The organism is Rhodococcus sp. IEGM 1305 (genome assembly GCF_030058635.1).
Taxonomy (GTDB): Bacteria; Actinomycetota; Actinomycetes; order Mycobacteriales; family Mycobacteriaceae; genus Rhodococcus_F; species Rhodococcus_F opacus_D.
The window spans coordinates 196,713-212,108 of sequence record NZ_JASHKX010000005.1 but is presented as its reverse complement, the minus strand read 5'-3'; the positions used below and the strand labels follow the sequence as shown (position 1 = coordinate 212,108).

The window sequence follows — 15,396 nt, the reverse complement described above, 5'->3', positions numbered from 1 at the left end:
CGCCGGTGCGGTGTCCGTGAGGGGGAATCACAGTGGGTGCTCGTCTGCGTCGTGTTCTGGTGGTCCCGGCCGTCCTGCTCGGGTTCGCCGCCGCCGGATGCGGGAACAGCATCGAGGGTGCCGCGGTCGCGCAGTCGGACATCGACTCGGTCTCTTCGGGTACGTCGCCTTCGGAGGCATCCGCAGACTGCACCGCGCTGACGAAGGCACTCGGCCGCCTGGTGTCGGACCGGCCGCATCTCACCGAGGCCGTACTGCCCGGATCGACCGATCCGACGTGCTCGTGGTCCAAGGGGCCGACCAACGTCATGAGCACCATCACCGCGTCGGTCAAGCCGCAGGTGACAGATCCCGCCATCCTCGTCGAGATGCGGAACGGAACCAACGTCGTCCCCGACCCCCGTTCCGCCGAGTTCGGCGGGGTGGTCCTGGACGTCGTGGCCATGGCGCTGCTCACCCCGGAACACAGCATCATCGTCAACGCGCTCGACCCCTCCGTCAGCGACGCGACCAAGCTCGACGTCGCGTTCGCGATCGCGGAGTATCTGGAGAATTAGGTCCCCACTAGGCTGGGGGCCATGAGTGAGCAGCGCAGCAAAGCGGACAACATCAGCTGGCAGGGGTTCTCCACCAAGGCCGTGCACGCAGGATTCGACCCGGACCCGCAGACGGGCGCCGTCAACGTCCCGATCTACGCCAGTTCGACGTTCGCCCAGGACGGCGTCGGCGGCATGCGTAACGGATTCGAATACGCCCGCACCGGCAACCCCACCCGACGACCGCTCGAGGCCAACCTCGCCGCCCTCGAGTCGGGCACCTACGGTCGCGCGTTCGGCTCGGGCATGGCCGCCACCGACTGCCTGCTCCGTGCCGCGCTCCGCCCCGGCGACCACCTCGTCATCCCGAACGACGCCTACGGCGGAACGTTCCGCCTGATCGACAAGGTCTTCACCCAGTGGGGCATCGAGTACACGCCCGCCGCGGTGTCCGACGTGGACGCGGTCCGGGCAGCCATCCGGCCCAACACCAAGCTCGTATGGGTGGAGACGCCCACCAACCCGCTCCTCAACATCGGTGACATCGAGGCACTGTCCGACATCGCGCACGAGGCCGGCGCGAAGATCGTCGTCGACAACACGTTCGCCTCGCCGTACCTGCAGCAGCCGCTGCAGCTGGGCGCCGACGTCGCGCTGCACTCGACCACCAAGTACATCGGCGGACACTCCGACGTCGTCGGCGGCGCACTCGTCACCAACGACGAGGAACTCGACACGGCGTTCGCGTTCCTGCAGAACGGTGCAGGCGCGGTCCCCGGACCCTTCGACGCGTTCCTCACGCTCCGCGGCATCAAGACCCTCTCCCTGCGCATGGAGCGGCACAGCGACAACGCCGAGAAGGTTGTCGAACTGCTCACCGGGCACTCCGCGGTGTCGCAGGTCATCTACCCCGGACTCGAGTCGCACCCCGGCCACAAGGTCGCGGAGAAGCAGATGCGCCGCTACGGCGGCATGATCTCGGTCCGCCTCGCCGGCGGCAAGCAGGCCGCGCTGGACTTCTGCTCGCGCACCGAGATCTTCACGCTGGCCGAGTCGCTCGGCGGCGTCGAGTCGCTGATCGAGCACCCGGGTGCCATGACCCACGCCTCCACCGCCGGTTCGCTGCTCGAGGTTCCGGACGACCTGGTGCGTCTGTCCGTCGGCATCGAGGATGCCGCCGACCTCGTGGGCGACATCGAGCAGGCACTGAAGTAGTAGGCGGCTTCGCCGCCCGTGCGCCTTTTTGGTTGCCGCCGCTACCAAAAAGGCGCACGGGCCGAAGGCCTTATGCTGGCCCGCGTGGAGCCTGTCACGCTGGATCAGATCAGAGCAGCTCGTAAGCTGCTGGACCCCGTAATGCGCCGGACGCCGGTGATCGCGTCCCGGGCGCTGTCGGAACGCTGCGGGCACGTCGTGTCGTTGAAGTGCGAGAACTTGCAGCGCACAGGGTCTTTCAAACCGCGCGGTGCGTACAACCGGATCGCGAATCTGTCGGTCGCGGAACGGGCTTGCGGGGTCGTGGCGGCCAGCGCCGGCAATCACGCGCAGGGCGTGGCCTGGGCTGCCACGGAACTGGGCATCCCGTCCACCGTGTTCATGCCCACCGGCGCACCCCTGCCGAAACTCGTCGCCACCAAGGCGTACGGCGCCACCGTCCACTTGACCGGCGACACCGTGGACGACGCGCTCGTCGCCGCGAAAGAGTTCGCGGACGAGACCGGCGCCGTCCTCATCCATCCCTTCGATCACGTCGACATCGTCGCCGGGCAGGGGACCGTCGGGCTCGAGATCCTCGAGCAGGAACCCGACGTCGGCACCCTCGTCGTCCCGACCGGCGGCGGTGGGCTGATCGCGGGCATCGCCGCGGCGGTCAAAGCCACCCGGCCGGACGTGCGGATCGTCGGCGTCCAGGCCGAGCAGGCGGCCGCCTGGCCGCGTTCGCTGGCGGAGGGCCGCCCGATACCGCTGGAGACCATGTCGACCATGGCCGACGGCATCGCGGTCGGCCGGCCCGGCGACGTGCCCTTCGCCCACGTCGGCTCGCAGGTCGACGCCATCGTCACGGTCAGCGAGGACGCCCTGTCCCGGGCGCTGCTGCTGTGCCTCGAACGCGCGAAGCTCATCGTGGAGCCTGCGGGCGCGGCGGCGGTGGCCGCGTTGATCAGCTGCTCGACGGACGAGCTGGGACTCACCGGGAAGGTGTGCGCGGTGCTGTCCGGCGGCAACATCGACCCGTTGCTGCTCACCCACGTCGTCAATCACGGTCTCCGGGCGGCCGGACGGTATCTCGGTGTGCACGTGACCATTCCGGACCGACCGGGTGGTCTGGTCAGTCTCCTCGGCGTGATCAGCGGCAACGGCGCCAGTGTGGTGGACGTCGTCCACTCTCGCACCGGCGGTGCGCTCGCGCTCGACGAGGTGGAGGTGTTCCTCACCGTCGAGACCCGTGGTCCCGGCCACCGGCAGGATCTCCTCGACGCCCTGCGCGACGCCCAGTACGCGGTTCGCCTGCAGGAGTAGGCGGACCTAGCTCGGCCACCCGCCCAGGGTGGTCACCCGGAACTCCTGATCCACCAGCCGGGCAGGCAGCTCGAGGTTGGTGAGCCAGTCGATCGCACCGCCGCCCATCCCGACCGCGGCCGTGCTGGACGCGTGCGCGGTGGTGCACGACCCGGCCACCACGGACACGGTCCGCCACAACGAGATCGAGTCGGGGTGCAGCGGCTTGACGGTGCTGGCGGTCGCCACGGCCGCACCCGACGGGATCGACACCTGGCAGGTGGGGTCGCCCGGCAGGTCCTGGACCTGGACCTGCCAGCCGCCCGGTGGTGTGGTCCCGGCGGTGGCGATGTCTCCGCCGAGCGCCACCAGGACGCCACACCCGAGAAGTTCCGCCGTCGTCGATGCGCAGTGGTCGGCGGAACTCGCCCGCGCGGTGGCCGTCAGGTCGAGTTCCACCCCGGCGGGGAGCGTGACCTCGGTGCCGTCGACGGTGATCGACCGCCACGACTGGGGTGCGGGGGCCGACGCCGTGGGGTCGAGTGCGCCCTCCGTGGTCCGCGCTGCGGCGAGGGCGTCGGTGAGGAACCGGGCGAACATCGGGGTGACCGTGTTCGGGCCCTCGTCGAGCGAGCGGATCTCGGCGTCCGCGCGGTCCCGGTTGACGGCGGCATCGGCGGCCGCGAGGTAACCGCGGATCAGGTTCGACGCCGAGCTCAGGGCGTCGGGGTCGGTGACGACGATGCGTGCGTGCACACCCCAGGTGGACCATTCGGTTGCGCTGCGTGCGCTGGTCATGTGGTAGTTCTCCGGTCGCGCGATGTCAGGAACCGCTGGACACGGCGTCCGGAGTGCCGAATCCGGCCGAGACGAGGGGCGCGGCCACCGTCGAATCGGGGGTCGCGGGGTCCGCTGCCGCCGCCATACCACCACCGGCGACCAGTCCGGCGATTCCGGCTGCCGCCAGGACGCGGCGAACGGGAAGCAGGCGGGAAATCCGTCGGTCTTCACTCATGCCGACCAGCTTCCCCGAAGAACCTTAGAACAACCTGGGAAGAATCTGTCTCTCCTCGCCGAGTGCGCACTAGTGCAGCGCACGCCCGGCGTGTCACATGCAGTTGTGCGCAGTCGTGCCGGACAGCCGTCGGCGTGACGGAGTCGTCACTACGATCGGATCCGTGATCGCAGACCATGACGAACTGCTCGATGCCGCTATGGGTTTGCTGCGGGAGCGCGGCCCCCTTTCCGACCGGGAGCTGACGGTCGCGCTTGCGGATTCGGGTAGGGGAGACATCGACGAGCTGATCGAATTCGTCGAGGACTTCGACGCGCGGCTTCTCGGGATTCTCCCCGACGACCGAAAGGTCGCACTCGACGTTCTGCTCGCGGGCCGCGTCCTCACACACCGCCTCACCGCGCGGGAGATCTCGGCCGACGTCGTGGAGGTGGAGGATTTCGAGCCGATCCTGCACCTCGCATCCGGGGAGCCCGACGTCGATGGATTCGAGTTCTCGGTCGCGGACGAGGGCGCGGACAGGTTCGCGGACGAGACAGTCAGCCGACTCCCAGGCCGGGACTGGGCCGAAACCATCCCTGCTGGTGCGGGTCGGGGAAGAAGTACAAGATATGTCACCTCGGAAAGGGCGACCATCCGTTGTCCGAGCGGGCCGCGTGGCTGTACCAGAAGTCGAAGCTGCACGCGGAGGAGCTCGGCTGGCGGGATCGGATCTTGGAGTTCGCCGAAATTCGGTCCGAGTACTGGGTGGGTGAGGAAGCGCTGTTCGAGGCGTTGGACGACCCGCTGGTTGCCGACGTCGCGCTGTTCGAAGGCGGTGCGTTCACCGACTTCGTCGACAGCCGTGGCGACTTGCTGCCCCCGGACGATTTAGCACTCGCACGGCAGTGGCAGGAGATCGAACGGTCGGTGCACGAGGTGGAGGAGGTCCGGCCGGGTGTGGGTCTGACACTGCGGGACCTGCGCACAGGTGACCTGCACGCGATCAGGGAACGTACCGCGAGCCGGCAATTGCACGTCGGGAATCTGATCTGCGCCCGCGTCGTCCCTGCGGGTGACACATGGCAGATCTTCGGAGGAATCGAACCGATCGCGCCGGCTCAGCGCACGACACTCCTCGAGATGTTGGACGACGAGACCACGGATCCGGCCGACCTGGTCGTGATCCTCAGCGAACGTTTCGTGCCGGTGCGTGGGTGACCGAGGCGACGTGATTCGCCAGGTGCCGCGCTCCCGCAGGTCACGGTAGGAAACGGATCAATCCCGCAGAATCGCCTCGCACCTGCTGTGCCCCGTCGTAACGTGAACTCACTCGGTTAGGTGCACCGAGGAGGAGGAGCGCACGTATGTCAGTTGATGCAGCGGCGATCATCGTGGCGATCACCACCGCAGCGGGGGCAATCGTTCAGGGAGCGGACATACCGCAGCCGGTGAAAGATCAAGCAGCCGAAGCAATTCAGGTGGTCGAGCAGGCCTCACCCGACGTTCAGAAACAAGTAACCAACGCGATATCGACCCTCCCGGAACCGGCCCGCGTGCAGGCCGAGCAGATGGTGGCCCAGGCCTCGGATGTGGTGAAGCAGGCAACCGACCCCTACATTCCACCGCCGCCCGCCGTCGAGGCGGCGCCGCCGCCCGCCCCGGTTCCCCCACTGGCACTCCCGGACACTCCACTCGACCAGCCGCCCGCGATGAGCGCCCCCGACGTCGGCACGGCGATCGGGGGCCTCGCCGCTCTGCCCGGGGTCCCGGCCCTGATCAGCGGACTCGGATCGCTGATCCCGTCCGTCCCCGCCGGCTTCCCCGGTGTCTCGCTCGCGCCGGTCGGCGCCATCGCCGTCTTCGCGCCGTGGATCCGCAAGGCCGGGTCGTTGTGCGAGGGCATCAAGCCGCCGACCCTGGCGGCCCTGTACTCCGTCGAGAACGGTTTCCGCTACGGCGCGAACTCACCGGTGTCCCGGGCGGGCGCCCGCGGACCCGGCCAGTTCATGCCCCCGGCCTGGGCCAAGTACGGCAAGGACGCGGACGGCGACGGCAAGGTCGACATCAACGGCGTCGCCGACCCGATGATGGCGTCCGGTCAGATGCTGTGCGACCTGTTCGGGCAGATCGAGGGCTGGAAGAAGGAAGGTGTGGTCAAGGGTGACACCCTCGACCTCACGATCGCCGCCTACAACGCCGGGGCGGGTGCGGTCCGGACCGCCGGTGGCATGCCCGCGGGCAAGTTCGACTACGAGCACGAAACGCAGCCGTACGTCGCACGGATCCGATCGCTGGAGGAGTCGTTCGCGCGGATGCTGTCGCCGTTCTTCTACGGTGCGGCCGCCGGTGACACGAGCCGCGTCGTCGAGGCGGCCATGCGGTTCATCGGGCTGCCGTACGTGTGGGGCGGCGGCAACATCAACGGACCGTCCGGCGGCGGTTTCGACTGCTCCGGACTGACCTCGTTCGCCGTGTACGCCGCAACCGGCGTCAAACTGCCCCGCACGTCGGAAACGCAGTGGCATGTGGGTGTGGAGGTGCCGCTGTCGCAGGCCAGGCCCGGTGACCTGCTGTTCGGTAACTGGCAATCGGGTGGTCCGGGACACGTGGCGATCTATGTCGGGAACGGCCAGATGCTGCACGCCCCGACGACGGGTGACGTGGTGCGCATCGGCCCCGTGTTCGCCGACATGAAGGCCCGCAGGGTCTTCTGATCCCGATCCCGGGTGTCACAGCAGAAAACTCCGGCCCGGGCACTGGGCCCGGACCGGAGTTTTCGGCGGTGGATCCGAGATCAGCTGTGGTACGGCTCCGCGCTGACGAGCGTCACCTTCATGCTGCTGCCGTTGGGCAGTGTGTATTCGCGGGTTTCGCCGACCTTCGCCTCGAGCAGTGCCCCACCCAGCGGGGAGTTGGGGGAGTAGACCTCGAGTTTGTTGTCGCGTGCACCCTCTTCGCGGGTGGCGATCAGGAACGTTTCGGTGTCCTTCTCGTCGCCGTCGTAGTACACCTTCACCACGGAGCCGGGCAGTGCGACACCGGACTGGGTGGGCGCTTCGCCGACCTTCGCGCTGTTCAGGAGTTCCTGAAGCTGGCGGATGCGTGCCTCCTGCTGGCCCTGCTCTTCGCGGGCCGCGTGGTAGCCACCGTTCTCCTTCAGATCGCCCTCTTCGCGACGCTCGTTGATCTCGGCGGCGATGACCGGACGATTGGCAATGAGCTGGTCGAGTTCGCTCTTGAGCCTGTCATGTGACTCCTGGGTCAGCCAGGTCACCTGGGTCTCGGTCATCTCGATCACTCCCTCGTAGTTGGAGCCGCCGGGCTCCCTCGACAGACCACTGCAACAGCAGTGATCAACGGCTCGGCAGAATTCGACGGCCGGGGCCGTTCGATTTCCGCCTTGCCGCCAATGCAGCAATACACGGTTCCAAACCGGAACCGTGTACCAGGCGATTCTAGCACGATCGGGGAGCGCAAACCCCGAATAACCCGAACGGTCGCTCGGGTGCGCCGGTGTCAGCCGCGGGTCAGATAGGCGGGAACGTCCAGGCTGCAGCCGTAGATGTCGCCCATCGCGGGCGGGCGGGACGTGTAGACGGGTGCGGTGACTTTCACCGTCTGGTCCTCGCCGCCGGCGATGTAGACCTCGCGCCGACCGGTCTCGGAACCGTCCTTGGACCGGGAGCGGACGATGCAGACCGCCGCCCGTGACGGATCCTCGCGGGTGACGGTGAACGTGATGTCCAGCTGCGAATCACTCACCAGATCGAACGACGTGGCCTCACTGTCGATCTCGGAGACGGCGAACTTGTCGTAGGCGACGAACGCCACGATCACACCGACGACCACGACCGCCGCGGACAGCGCCCACACGAGCCAGCGCTTCGGGCGCGCAGGCTTTGCTGCGGCTGTGTATCGGCCCGGGGGAAGCGTTCTCGTCATCTCTCAACTCTCGTACAGCTCCGGTTCCACGTAACTCACAGCACTCGAGCGGGGGCACGGCTGCAAGCGGAACTCTCGGGTGGAACTATAGAGGACGTGCGTCAGTGCGCCGTCAGTGATGGCGGAGGGCGAGAGCGCGCGACACGGACAAGCCGGCAACGGCTACTGGCGAAGTTGAGGTGAACGAATACGTGAGCGGATTCCGGCTCATGGCCGTCCATGCCCATCCCGACGACGAGTCGAGCAAGGGTGCCGCGACAACGGCCCGTTACGCCGCAGAGGGCAACGAAGTGAAGGTCGTGACGTTGACCGGGGGTGAACGTGGCGACATCCTCAACCCCGCGATGGACGTGCCCGGGGTGCGTGACCGCATCCACGAGGTCCGCATCGAGGAGATGGCGGAGGCCGCGCGCATCCTCGGAGTCCAGCACCAGTGGCTGGGATTCGTCGACTCCGGTCTGCCCGAGGGCGACCCGAAGCCGCCGCTGCCGGAGGGCTGCTTCGCGCTCGTTCCGCTCGAGGAGTCGACCGAGGCCCTCGTGCGGGTGATCCGCGAGTTCCGTCCGCACGTCATGACCACGTACGACGAGAACGGCGGCTACCCGCACCCCGATCACATCCGCTGCCACGAGGTGTCGATGGCCGCGTACGAGGCCGCTGCCGACCCGGAGCGGTTCCCCGACGCCGGGGAACCGTGGAAGGTGCAGAAGGTCTACTACTCGCACGGCTTCATCCGGAAGCGTCTGCTGCAGTTCCAGGAGGAGTACGACCGCCGGGGCGAAGAGTTCCCGATGGCCGAGTGGCTCAAGAAGTGGAAGACCGAGCAGGGCGACCTGATGGCACGCGTCACCACCCAGATCACGTGCGGCGACTACTTCCCGCAGCGTGACGATGCGTTGCGGGCCCACGCGACGCAGATCGACCCGAACGGCTCGTTCTTCGCGGTTCCGCTGGAAATCCAGCAGAAGATCTGGCCGACCGAGGAATTCGAACTCGCCAAGACCCGGGTCACCACCTCCATCCCGGAGAACGACCTGTTCGCGGGCATCACCGAGGACGGACAGCCGTGAATGCGTTGACCGTGAACCTGTTGGCCGGCACGGCGGACGTCCTGGCGCAGACGCCGAGCACCCCGTCGGGCCCCGAGTTCGGCAAGGCGTCGCCCATCGGCCTCGTCGTCATTCTCGCGCTGCTCGCGGGTGTGGTGCTGCTGGTGCGTTCGATGAACAAGAAGCTCAAGAATCTGCCCGAGACGTTCGAGCCGGAGCATCCCGAACCGGACCAGGAAGTGGACGAGGGCACCGACCGCGGCGCGATCCACGGTGGCGGGGCGAGCAGCACCGAACCGCCGAAGCCCACAGACACCCCACCCAACCTGCAGAAATAGTCGAACAGGAGCTGGAGATGGACCCACGCGCACAGAACACACTCGGTGGGTCCACCAGCCCCTATCTGCGACAGCACGCCGCCAACCCCGTGCACTGGCAGCAGTGGGGTCCGGAGGCGACCGAGTGGGCGCGCGAGCGGGACGTCCCGATCCTGTTGTCGATCGGATACTCGGCGTGCCACTGGTGCCACGTGATGGCCCACGAGTCCTTCGAGGACGAGGCGGTGGCGTCGCTGATGAACGAGCATTTCGTGTGCGTCAAGGTCGACCGTGAGGAGCGTCCCGACCTCGATGCCGTGTACATGAACGCCACCGTCGCGATGACCGGTCAGGGTGGCTGGCCGATGACGTGCTTCCTCACTCCCGACGGCGCCCCGTTCTACTGCGGCACCTACTACCCGGCCGAGCCGCGCGGCGGCATGCCGTCGTTCACCCAGCTGCTGAGCGCCATCGCCGACACGTGGCGGGACCGCCGCGGTGACGTCGACGACGCGGCCGCCTCGGTGGTCGCCGAACTGCGGCGGGGAGCCGGCGGCATCCCCGAGGGTGATGTCCGAGTGGACGCGGCCCTGCTGGATGCGGCCGCCGGAGCCGTGCTGCGGGACGAGGACGCCGACCGCGGCGGGTTCGGCGGAGCCCCCAAGTTTCCGCCGTCCGCGCTGATGGAAGGCCTGCTGCGCACGTACGAGCGGTCCGGTGCCGAGGAGGTGCTCGGCGTCGTGGCGCGGACGGCGTCGGCGATGGCGCGCGGCGGCATCTACGACCAGCTCGGCGGCGGTTTCGCCCGCTATTCGGTCGACGCCGCGTGGGTGGTGCCGCACTTCGAGAAGATGCTCTACGACAACGCCCAGCTGCTGCGCGCGTACGCGCACCTGGGCCGGCGCACGGGCTCGGACCTGGCCGTCCGGGTCACCGAGGAGACCGTCGAGTTCCTGCTGCGCGATCTGCGCACCGACAACGGGTCGTTCGCGTCCGCCCTCGACGCCGACACGGAGGGTGTCGAGGGACTCACGTACGTGTGGACCCCTGGGCAGCTCGTCGAGATCCTCGGGACCGAGGACGGGGAGTGGGCGGCCCGGGTGTTCGCGGTGACTGCGGACGGGACGTTCGAGGCGGGCACGTCCGTCCTGCAGCTTCCGCACGATCCGGACGACTGGGACCGCTGGCGCCGGATCCGGGGCACGCTGCTCGCCCGGCGTGCGATGCGGCCGCAGCCGGGACGCGACGACAAGGTGGTCACCGCCTGGAACGGACTCACGATCACCGCGCTCGCCGAGGCCGGTGCCGGGCTCGGCAGGCCGGAGTGGGTGGCCGCGGCCGCCGACTGCGCGCGTGCGGTGCTGGGATTGCACGTCGTCGACGGGCGCCTGCGGAGGGCGTCCCTGGGAACGTCGGTGGGCGAATCGGCGGGGGTACTCGAGGACTACGCCTGCCTGGCGACGGGCCTCCTCGCGTTGTATCAGGCGACCGGCGACAGTGAGTGGCTGACGCACGCGCAGGCGCTGCTGGACCGCGCCCTGATCCATTTCGCCGACGACGAGCGGCCGGGAAGCTGGTTCGACACCGCCGACGACGCCGAGTCCCTGGTGACCCGTCCCCGCGACCCGGTCGACGGTGCGACGCCGTCCGGGGCGTCGTGTCTGGTCGAGGCGCTGCTCACCGCGGCTGCGGTGGCCGACGCGGAGGCGTCGGGACGGTACGCGACCGCGGCCGCCGAATCGCTCGACCGGGTGGCACTGCTTCTGGAGCGCGCACCGCGATCGGCCGGGCACTGGCTCGCAGTGGCGGAGGCGTCGGTGCGCGGCCCGATCCAGGTGGCCGTCGCAACCGACGGCGATTCCGCCCTGCTCCGGGAGGCGCGCAGACTCGCTCCCGGTGGTGCCGTCGTGGTAGGCGGCGCACCGGACTCGTCACCGCTGCTCGCCGACCGGCCGCTGGTCGGCGGCGCGTCCGCGGCGTACGTGTGCCGCGGGTTCGTGTGCGACCGCCCGGTGACGACGATCGAGGACCTGGGTGTCGCGTTGAGCCGGTAGTCCGGCCTAGCGGAACACCACCAGCCACACGGCGATGTAGTGGCACAGGGCCGCGATGACGGTGGCGGCGTGGAAGAACTCGTGATGACCGAACGTGGTCGGCCAGGGGTTGGGCCACTTGGTGGCGTAGAGGATCGCGCCCACCGAGTACAGGATGCCGCCGATCAGCAGCAGCACCATCGGTACGACACCGACCTCGTGCGTCAGTTCGGGTGCGACCGGCACGATGGCCCAGCCGAGCAGCAGGTAGAGCGGCACCCCGACCCAGCGCGGTGCCGTCGGCCACAGCATTTTCAGTGCGACCCCGGCGAGCGCCCCCGCCCACACGACGATCAGCAGCGTCCGGCCCGTGTCGGGCGGAAGCCCCAGCACCGCGAACGGGGTGTAGCTGCCGGCGATGAACAGGAAGATCATCGAGTGGTCCGCGCGTTTCATCCACGTGCGGGCCTTGACGGTGTTCCAGTGGATGCGGTGGTAGGTGGCGCTGACCCCGAACACACCGCACACCGTGAGGCTGTAGACGGCGGTGGCGAGCGCCGCTTTCCCGGACACCTGGGTGCCCGACAGTGTGACGAGGACGATGCCGGCGATCACGGAGACGCCGAACGCCCACAGGTGGATCCACCCTCGCAGTCGGGGTTTGACGGGCAGTTCGTCGAGGCCGAAAGCGGTCACTGAACACCTCTTCTCGCTGTGCGTGGCGCTAACCTACGCAACCGTAGGTTAGCTTGTGGTGAGAGCGTACCCGTCGGTAGCGGCAAGCCGTGTGCTGTGTGACGGCCGTCGCGAATCACCTTCGGGTGCGGCGTACTCTTGCGTGTCATGGTGATCTCCAGGTGAGTGCGCGAGGACTGCTGTACAGCATCTACGAGCGTCGGCTACTGAAGCGGCTCGACGGTCTACAGCACCCTCGGCACATTGCCGTGATGTGCGACGGCAACCGGCGGTGGGCCCGGGAAAACGGCTTCGAGGACGTCAGTCACGGCCACCGCATGGGTGCCCTGAAGATCTCCGAGATGCTCGGGTGGTGCGACGCCGCGGGCATCGAGATGGCCACCATCTACCTGCTGTCCACCGAGAACCTGCGCCGCGACCCCGGGGAACTCGACACCCTGCTCGAGATCATCACGGATGTCGTCGAGGAGATCTCCGGCCCCGACAAGAACTGGAGCGTCAAGATCGTCGGCGCCCTCGACCTCCTGCCCTCCGAACAGTCCCGCCGTCTGCGTGACGCGGCTGCCGGGACCGAGGGGCGCACCGGCACCCACGTCAACGTCGCGATCGGCTACGGCGGCCGCCAGGAGATCGCCGACGCCGTGCAGTCGCTGCTGAGCGAGAAACTCCTCGCGGGACTGTCGGGGGACGAACTGGTGAAATCGATCACAGTCGACGGCATCGACGGTCACCTCTACACGTCCGGCCAGCCCGACCCCGACCTCGTGATCCGCACGTCGGGGGAGCAGCGGCTGTCGGGGTTCCTGCTGTGGCAGAGCGCCTATTCCGAGATCTGGTTCACGGAGGCGTACTGGCCCGAGTTCCGCCGGGTCGACTTCCTCCGCGCGCTCCGCGACTACGCCGCCCGGCACCGCCGCTTCGGCGTCTGACGTGAGTGGCGAAGCGTGCCGGAACACACTTCGCCACTCACCTACAGCTTCCGCAGCCGCAGCCGGTTGATCGAATGATTGGCGTCCTTGCGCAGCACGAGCGTGGCACGCGGACGCGTCGGCAGGATGTTCTCCACGAGGTTCGGCCGGTTGATGTTGTGCCAGATCTCCTGAGCGGCAGCCGTCGCGTCCCGGTCGGACAATCCCGCATAGTGGTGGAAGTGCGCGTCGGGGTCGGAGAACGACGTCTTCCGCAGCGCGAGAAAACGCTGGATGTACCAGTTCTCGATGTCCTCGATGCGGGCGTCGACGTAGATCGAGAAGTCGAACAGATCCGACACCATCAGCCGTGGTCCGGTCTGCAGCACGTTGAGACCCTCGATGATGAGGATGTCGGGCTGCCGGATCAGGTGGTACTGGCCCGGGATGATGTCGTACGAGATGTGTGAATAGACCGGTGCGGCCACTTCCTCTGCCCCCGACTTCACCTCGGTGACGAACCGCAGCAACTTCCGGCGGTCGTAACTCTCGGGAAAGCCCTTGCGGTGCATGATCCCACGGCGGTTCAGTTCGGCCGTCGGATACAGGAAGCCGTCCGTCGTCACCAGGTCGACGCGCGGGTGGTGCTCCCACCGCGCGAGGAGGGCCTGGAGGACACGGGCCGTGGTGGATTTGCCGACCGCCACACTGCCGGCGACGCCGATCACGAACGGCACCTGCTGGTCGGGGTGCTTCTCGCCGAGGAACGTCGCGGTCGCGGCGAACAGTCGCTGCCTGGCCGCGACCTGCAGGTGGATGAGACGCGACAGCGGCAGGTACACCTCCGCGACCTCTTCGAGGTCGATCTGCTCGCCGAGGCCCCGCAGTCCGTACAGCTCTTCCTCGGTCAGGACGAGTGGCGTCGACTTACGCAGTGTGCGCCACTGCTTCCGGTCGAATTCGACGTACGGACTGGACTCGCTCGTCCGCGCCATCAGTTCCGCTCACACTCGGGTACACGGGGGAGTGAGCGGTCCATGCCCAGAATCTCTGCCGTCGTCGTTGCGCTGGCGAGTAGCGGTTGCATAGTCGGATTGTGCTTGGTGCCACAGGCTGCGCTGTCGGCGGGTCGGGAACACGCGTCTGCGACTAAGGTCGGACGGCATGGAATCCGTTTCGTTCGTACGCGAATACTTGCTGCTCGGGCTGGGTTTCGACCGGCTGGAGGAAGGATTCGTCGACGCGTATACCGGCGATCCCGCGCTGCGCAGGCAGGTGGAGAACGCGCCGAAGCCCGATCCGCGCGACCTCGCGCGCACGGCGGCGAACCTCCGCGCGGAATTGCCGTCGGCCGGATTGTCCGAGGAGCGGACCCGGTTCCTCGACGTCCATCTCCGTGCCCTCGAATGCTCGGGGCGAAAGTTCGCGGGCGACGACGTCGGTTTCGTCGACGAGGTCGAGGCGTACTTCGACGTCCGCATCGAACGCGGCGACGAGGAGCAGTACCGGGAGGCGCACCGCAAGATGGACGCCGTGCTGCCCGGAACGGGGCCGCTCGCCGAACGCATCCAGGCCCACCGCGCGAAGGACGAGATCCCCGCGGACCGGTTGCAGGAATGTGTCGACGCCTTCTCGAGTGCCCTGCGCGACCTCGTGCGGGAGCATTACGCACTGCCCGACTCGGAGGTCGTGGAGTACGAGGTGGTGGGCGACAAGCCGTGGTCGGGGTTCAACTACTACCTCGGCGACTACCGGTCCCGGGTCGCGATCAACTCCGACCTCGAGCAGCACATGTCGAACCTGCCGCGGCTGATCGCGCACGAGTCGTACCCCGGCCACCACACCGAGCACTGCCGCAAGGAAGCCGGACTCGTCGGGTCGGGACAGCTCGAGCAGACGTTGTTCGTCGTCAACACCCCGCAGTGCCTGATGGCCGAGGGCCTCGCGGACCTCGCGCTCGAATCGATCGTCGGGTCCGACTGGGGGCTGTGGGCGCAGGAAATCTACGCCGACCTCGGCCTGCGATTCGACGGTGAGCAGGCGCAACGTTTGTCCGGGGCGTCCGGGCAGCTGCTCGGTGTGCGGCAGGACGCGGCGATGATGCTGCACGACGAGGGTCGCAGCCACGACGACGTCGCGGCGTTCCTGCAGCGGTGGAGTCTGTCGACCCCCGAGCGGGCCCGGCAGTCGCTGCGGTTCCTGTCCTCGCCGCTGTGGCGGGCGTACACCAGCACCTACGTGGAGGGATACCGCCTGCTCGGCGGCTGGCTGGCCGAGGTGCCCGTCGGCGCGGAGCGGTCGGAGCGGTTCCGTCGACTGCTCGACGAGCCGCTCGTTCCCAGCGTCCTGCGCGCCGGTGAGGGGTACCTCACCGCGGGCGGTTAGGAAGTCCTCACGGATACTTCGTAGACTGGGAGCA

Annotated in this window: 16 protein-coding genes and 1 pseudogene; 11 read left to right on the top strand and 6 right to left on the bottom strand. The window is 68.1% G+C overall.

Annotated features, from left to right (window positions below):
• Positions 1-32 precede the first annotated feature (32 nt).
• The 3 genes from QM693_RS12190 (at position 33) to ilvA (ending at position 3,056) form a co-directional block, all read left to right on the top strand.
• Positions 33-557 (top strand): hypothetical protein, encoded by a 525-nt coding sequence (locus QM693_RS12190; RefSeq protein WP_283352449.1) that lies wholly within the window; start codon positions 33-35, stop codon positions 555-557.
• Between the two features lie 21 nt (positions 558-578).
• Complete coding sequence (locus QM693_RS12185) at positions 579-1,751, top strand: cystathionine gamma-synthase (RefSeq protein WP_283352448.1); 1,173 nt, start codon at positions 579-581, stop codon at positions 1,749-1,751.
• A 72-nt stretch (positions 1,752-1,823) separates the two neighbouring features.
• A complete protein-coding gene (gene ilvA / locus QM693_RS12180) occupies positions 1,824-3,056 on the top strand; it encodes a threonine ammonia-lyase (RefSeq protein WP_280781531.1) in 1,233 nt (410 codons plus the stop codon).
• Between the two features lie 6 nt (positions 3,057-3,062).
• Here the strand turns inward: ilvA and QM693_RS12175 are convergent, their stop codons facing one another.
• Entirely contained in the window at positions 3,063-3,833 is a 771-nt protein-coding gene (locus tag QM693_RS12175; protein ID WP_280781532.1) for an FAD:protein FMN transferase, read from the bottom strand.
• A 25-nt stretch (positions 3,834-3,858) separates the two neighbouring features.
• Positions 3,859-4,050, bottom strand: a complete 192-nt coding sequence (locus QM693_RS12170) for a hypothetical protein (RefSeq protein ID WP_164059019.1) — start codon at positions 4,048-4,050, stop codon at positions 3,859-3,861.
• A 294-nt stretch (positions 4,051-4,344) separates the two neighbouring features.
• Between QM693_RS12170 and QM693_RS37845 the strand changes: the two are divergent.
• From QM693_RS37845 to QM693_RS12160, 3 genes and pseudogenes are all read left to right on the top strand, one after another.
• Positions 4,345-4,647: pseudogene (locus QM693_RS37845) on the top strand (hypothetical protein); the annotation flags it as partial.
• A 42-nt stretch (positions 4,648-4,689) separates the two neighbouring features.
• Positions 4,690-5,250, top strand: a complete 561-nt coding sequence (locus QM693_RS12165; protein WP_283352447.1) for a hypothetical protein — start codon at positions 4,690-4,692, stop codon at positions 5,248-5,250.
• A gap of 146 nt (positions 5,251-5,396) precedes the next feature.
• Positions 5,397-6,746, top strand: a complete 1,350-nt coding sequence (locus tag QM693_RS12160; RefSeq protein WP_283352446.1) for a C40 family peptidase — start codon at positions 5,397-5,399, stop codon at positions 6,744-6,746.
• An 80-nt stretch (positions 6,747-6,826) separates the two neighbouring features.
• On the opposite strand, the gene greA is transcribed toward QM693_RS12160, so the two are convergent.
• Positions 6,827-7,321, bottom strand: coding sequence for a transcription elongation factor GreA (gene greA / locus QM693_RS12155; RefSeq protein WP_005238978.1), 495 nt, complete (start codon positions 7,319-7,321; stop codon positions 6,827-6,829).
• A gap of 227 nt (positions 7,322-7,548) precedes the next feature.
• On the bottom strand, positions 7,549-7,974 hold the full coding sequence (locus QM693_RS12150) for a DUF4307 domain-containing protein (RefSeq protein ID WP_283352445.1): 426 nt from the start codon (positions 7,972-7,974) through the stop codon (positions 7,549-7,551).
• A gap of 191 nt (positions 7,975-8,165) precedes the next feature.
• Between QM693_RS12150 and mca the strand changes: the two genes are divergently transcribed.
• From mca to QM693_RS12135, 3 genes are read left to right on the top strand one after another with little or no spacing between them, the layout of a single operon-like run.
• Positions 8,166-9,044, top strand: a complete 879-nt coding sequence (gene mca / locus QM693_RS12145) for a mycothiol conjugate amidase Mca (RefSeq protein ID WP_011597950.1) — start codon at positions 8,166-8,168, stop codon at positions 9,042-9,044.
• Complete coding sequence (locus QM693_RS12140) at positions 9,041-9,361, top strand: hypothetical protein (protein ID WP_009479102.1); 321 nt, start codon at positions 9,041-9,043, stop codon at positions 9,359-9,361. Before mca ends, QM693_RS12140 begins: the two co-directional genes overlap by 4 nt.
• 17 nt (positions 9,362-9,378) lie before the next feature.
• A complete protein-coding gene (locus QM693_RS12135; RefSeq protein ID WP_283352444.1) occupies positions 9,379-11,394 on the top strand; it encodes a thioredoxin domain-containing protein in 2,016 nt (671 codons plus the stop codon).
• 6 nt (positions 11,395-11,400) lie between these two features.
• On the opposite strand, the gene trhA is transcribed toward QM693_RS12135, so the two are convergent.
• Positions 11,401-12,069, bottom strand: a complete 669-nt coding sequence (trhA, locus tag QM693_RS12130; RefSeq protein ID WP_283331357.1) for a PAQR family membrane homeostasis protein TrhA — start codon at positions 12,067-12,069, stop codon at positions 11,401-11,403.
• Positions 12,070-12,230: 161 nt separating this feature from the next.
• Here trhA and QM693_RS12125 point away from each other — a divergent pair, with 161 nt between their 5' ends.
• Positions 12,231-12,998, top strand: a complete 768-nt coding sequence (locus QM693_RS12125; protein ID WP_247252984.1) for an isoprenyl transferase — start codon at positions 12,231-12,233, stop codon at positions 12,996-12,998.
• Between the two features lie 41 nt (positions 12,999-13,039).
• Here QM693_RS12125 and coaA read toward each other — a convergent pair whose 3' ends face one another.
• Positions 13,040-13,972 carry a type I pantothenate kinase gene (gene coaA, locus QM693_RS12120; RefSeq protein WP_009479106.1) on the bottom strand — a complete coding sequence of 311 codons (933 nt, stop codon included), beginning with the start codon at positions 13,970-13,972 and terminating at the stop codon, positions 13,040-13,042.
• A gap of 169 nt (positions 13,973-14,141) precedes the next feature.
• Here coaA and QM693_RS12115 point away from each other — a divergent pair, with 169 nt between their 5' ends.
• Positions 14,142-15,362 (top strand): DUF885 domain-containing protein, encoded by a 1,221-nt coding sequence (locus tag QM693_RS12115; protein WP_280781539.1) that lies wholly within the window; start codon positions 14,142-14,144, stop codon positions 15,360-15,362.
• Positions 15,363-15,396: the final 34 nt, after the last annotated feature.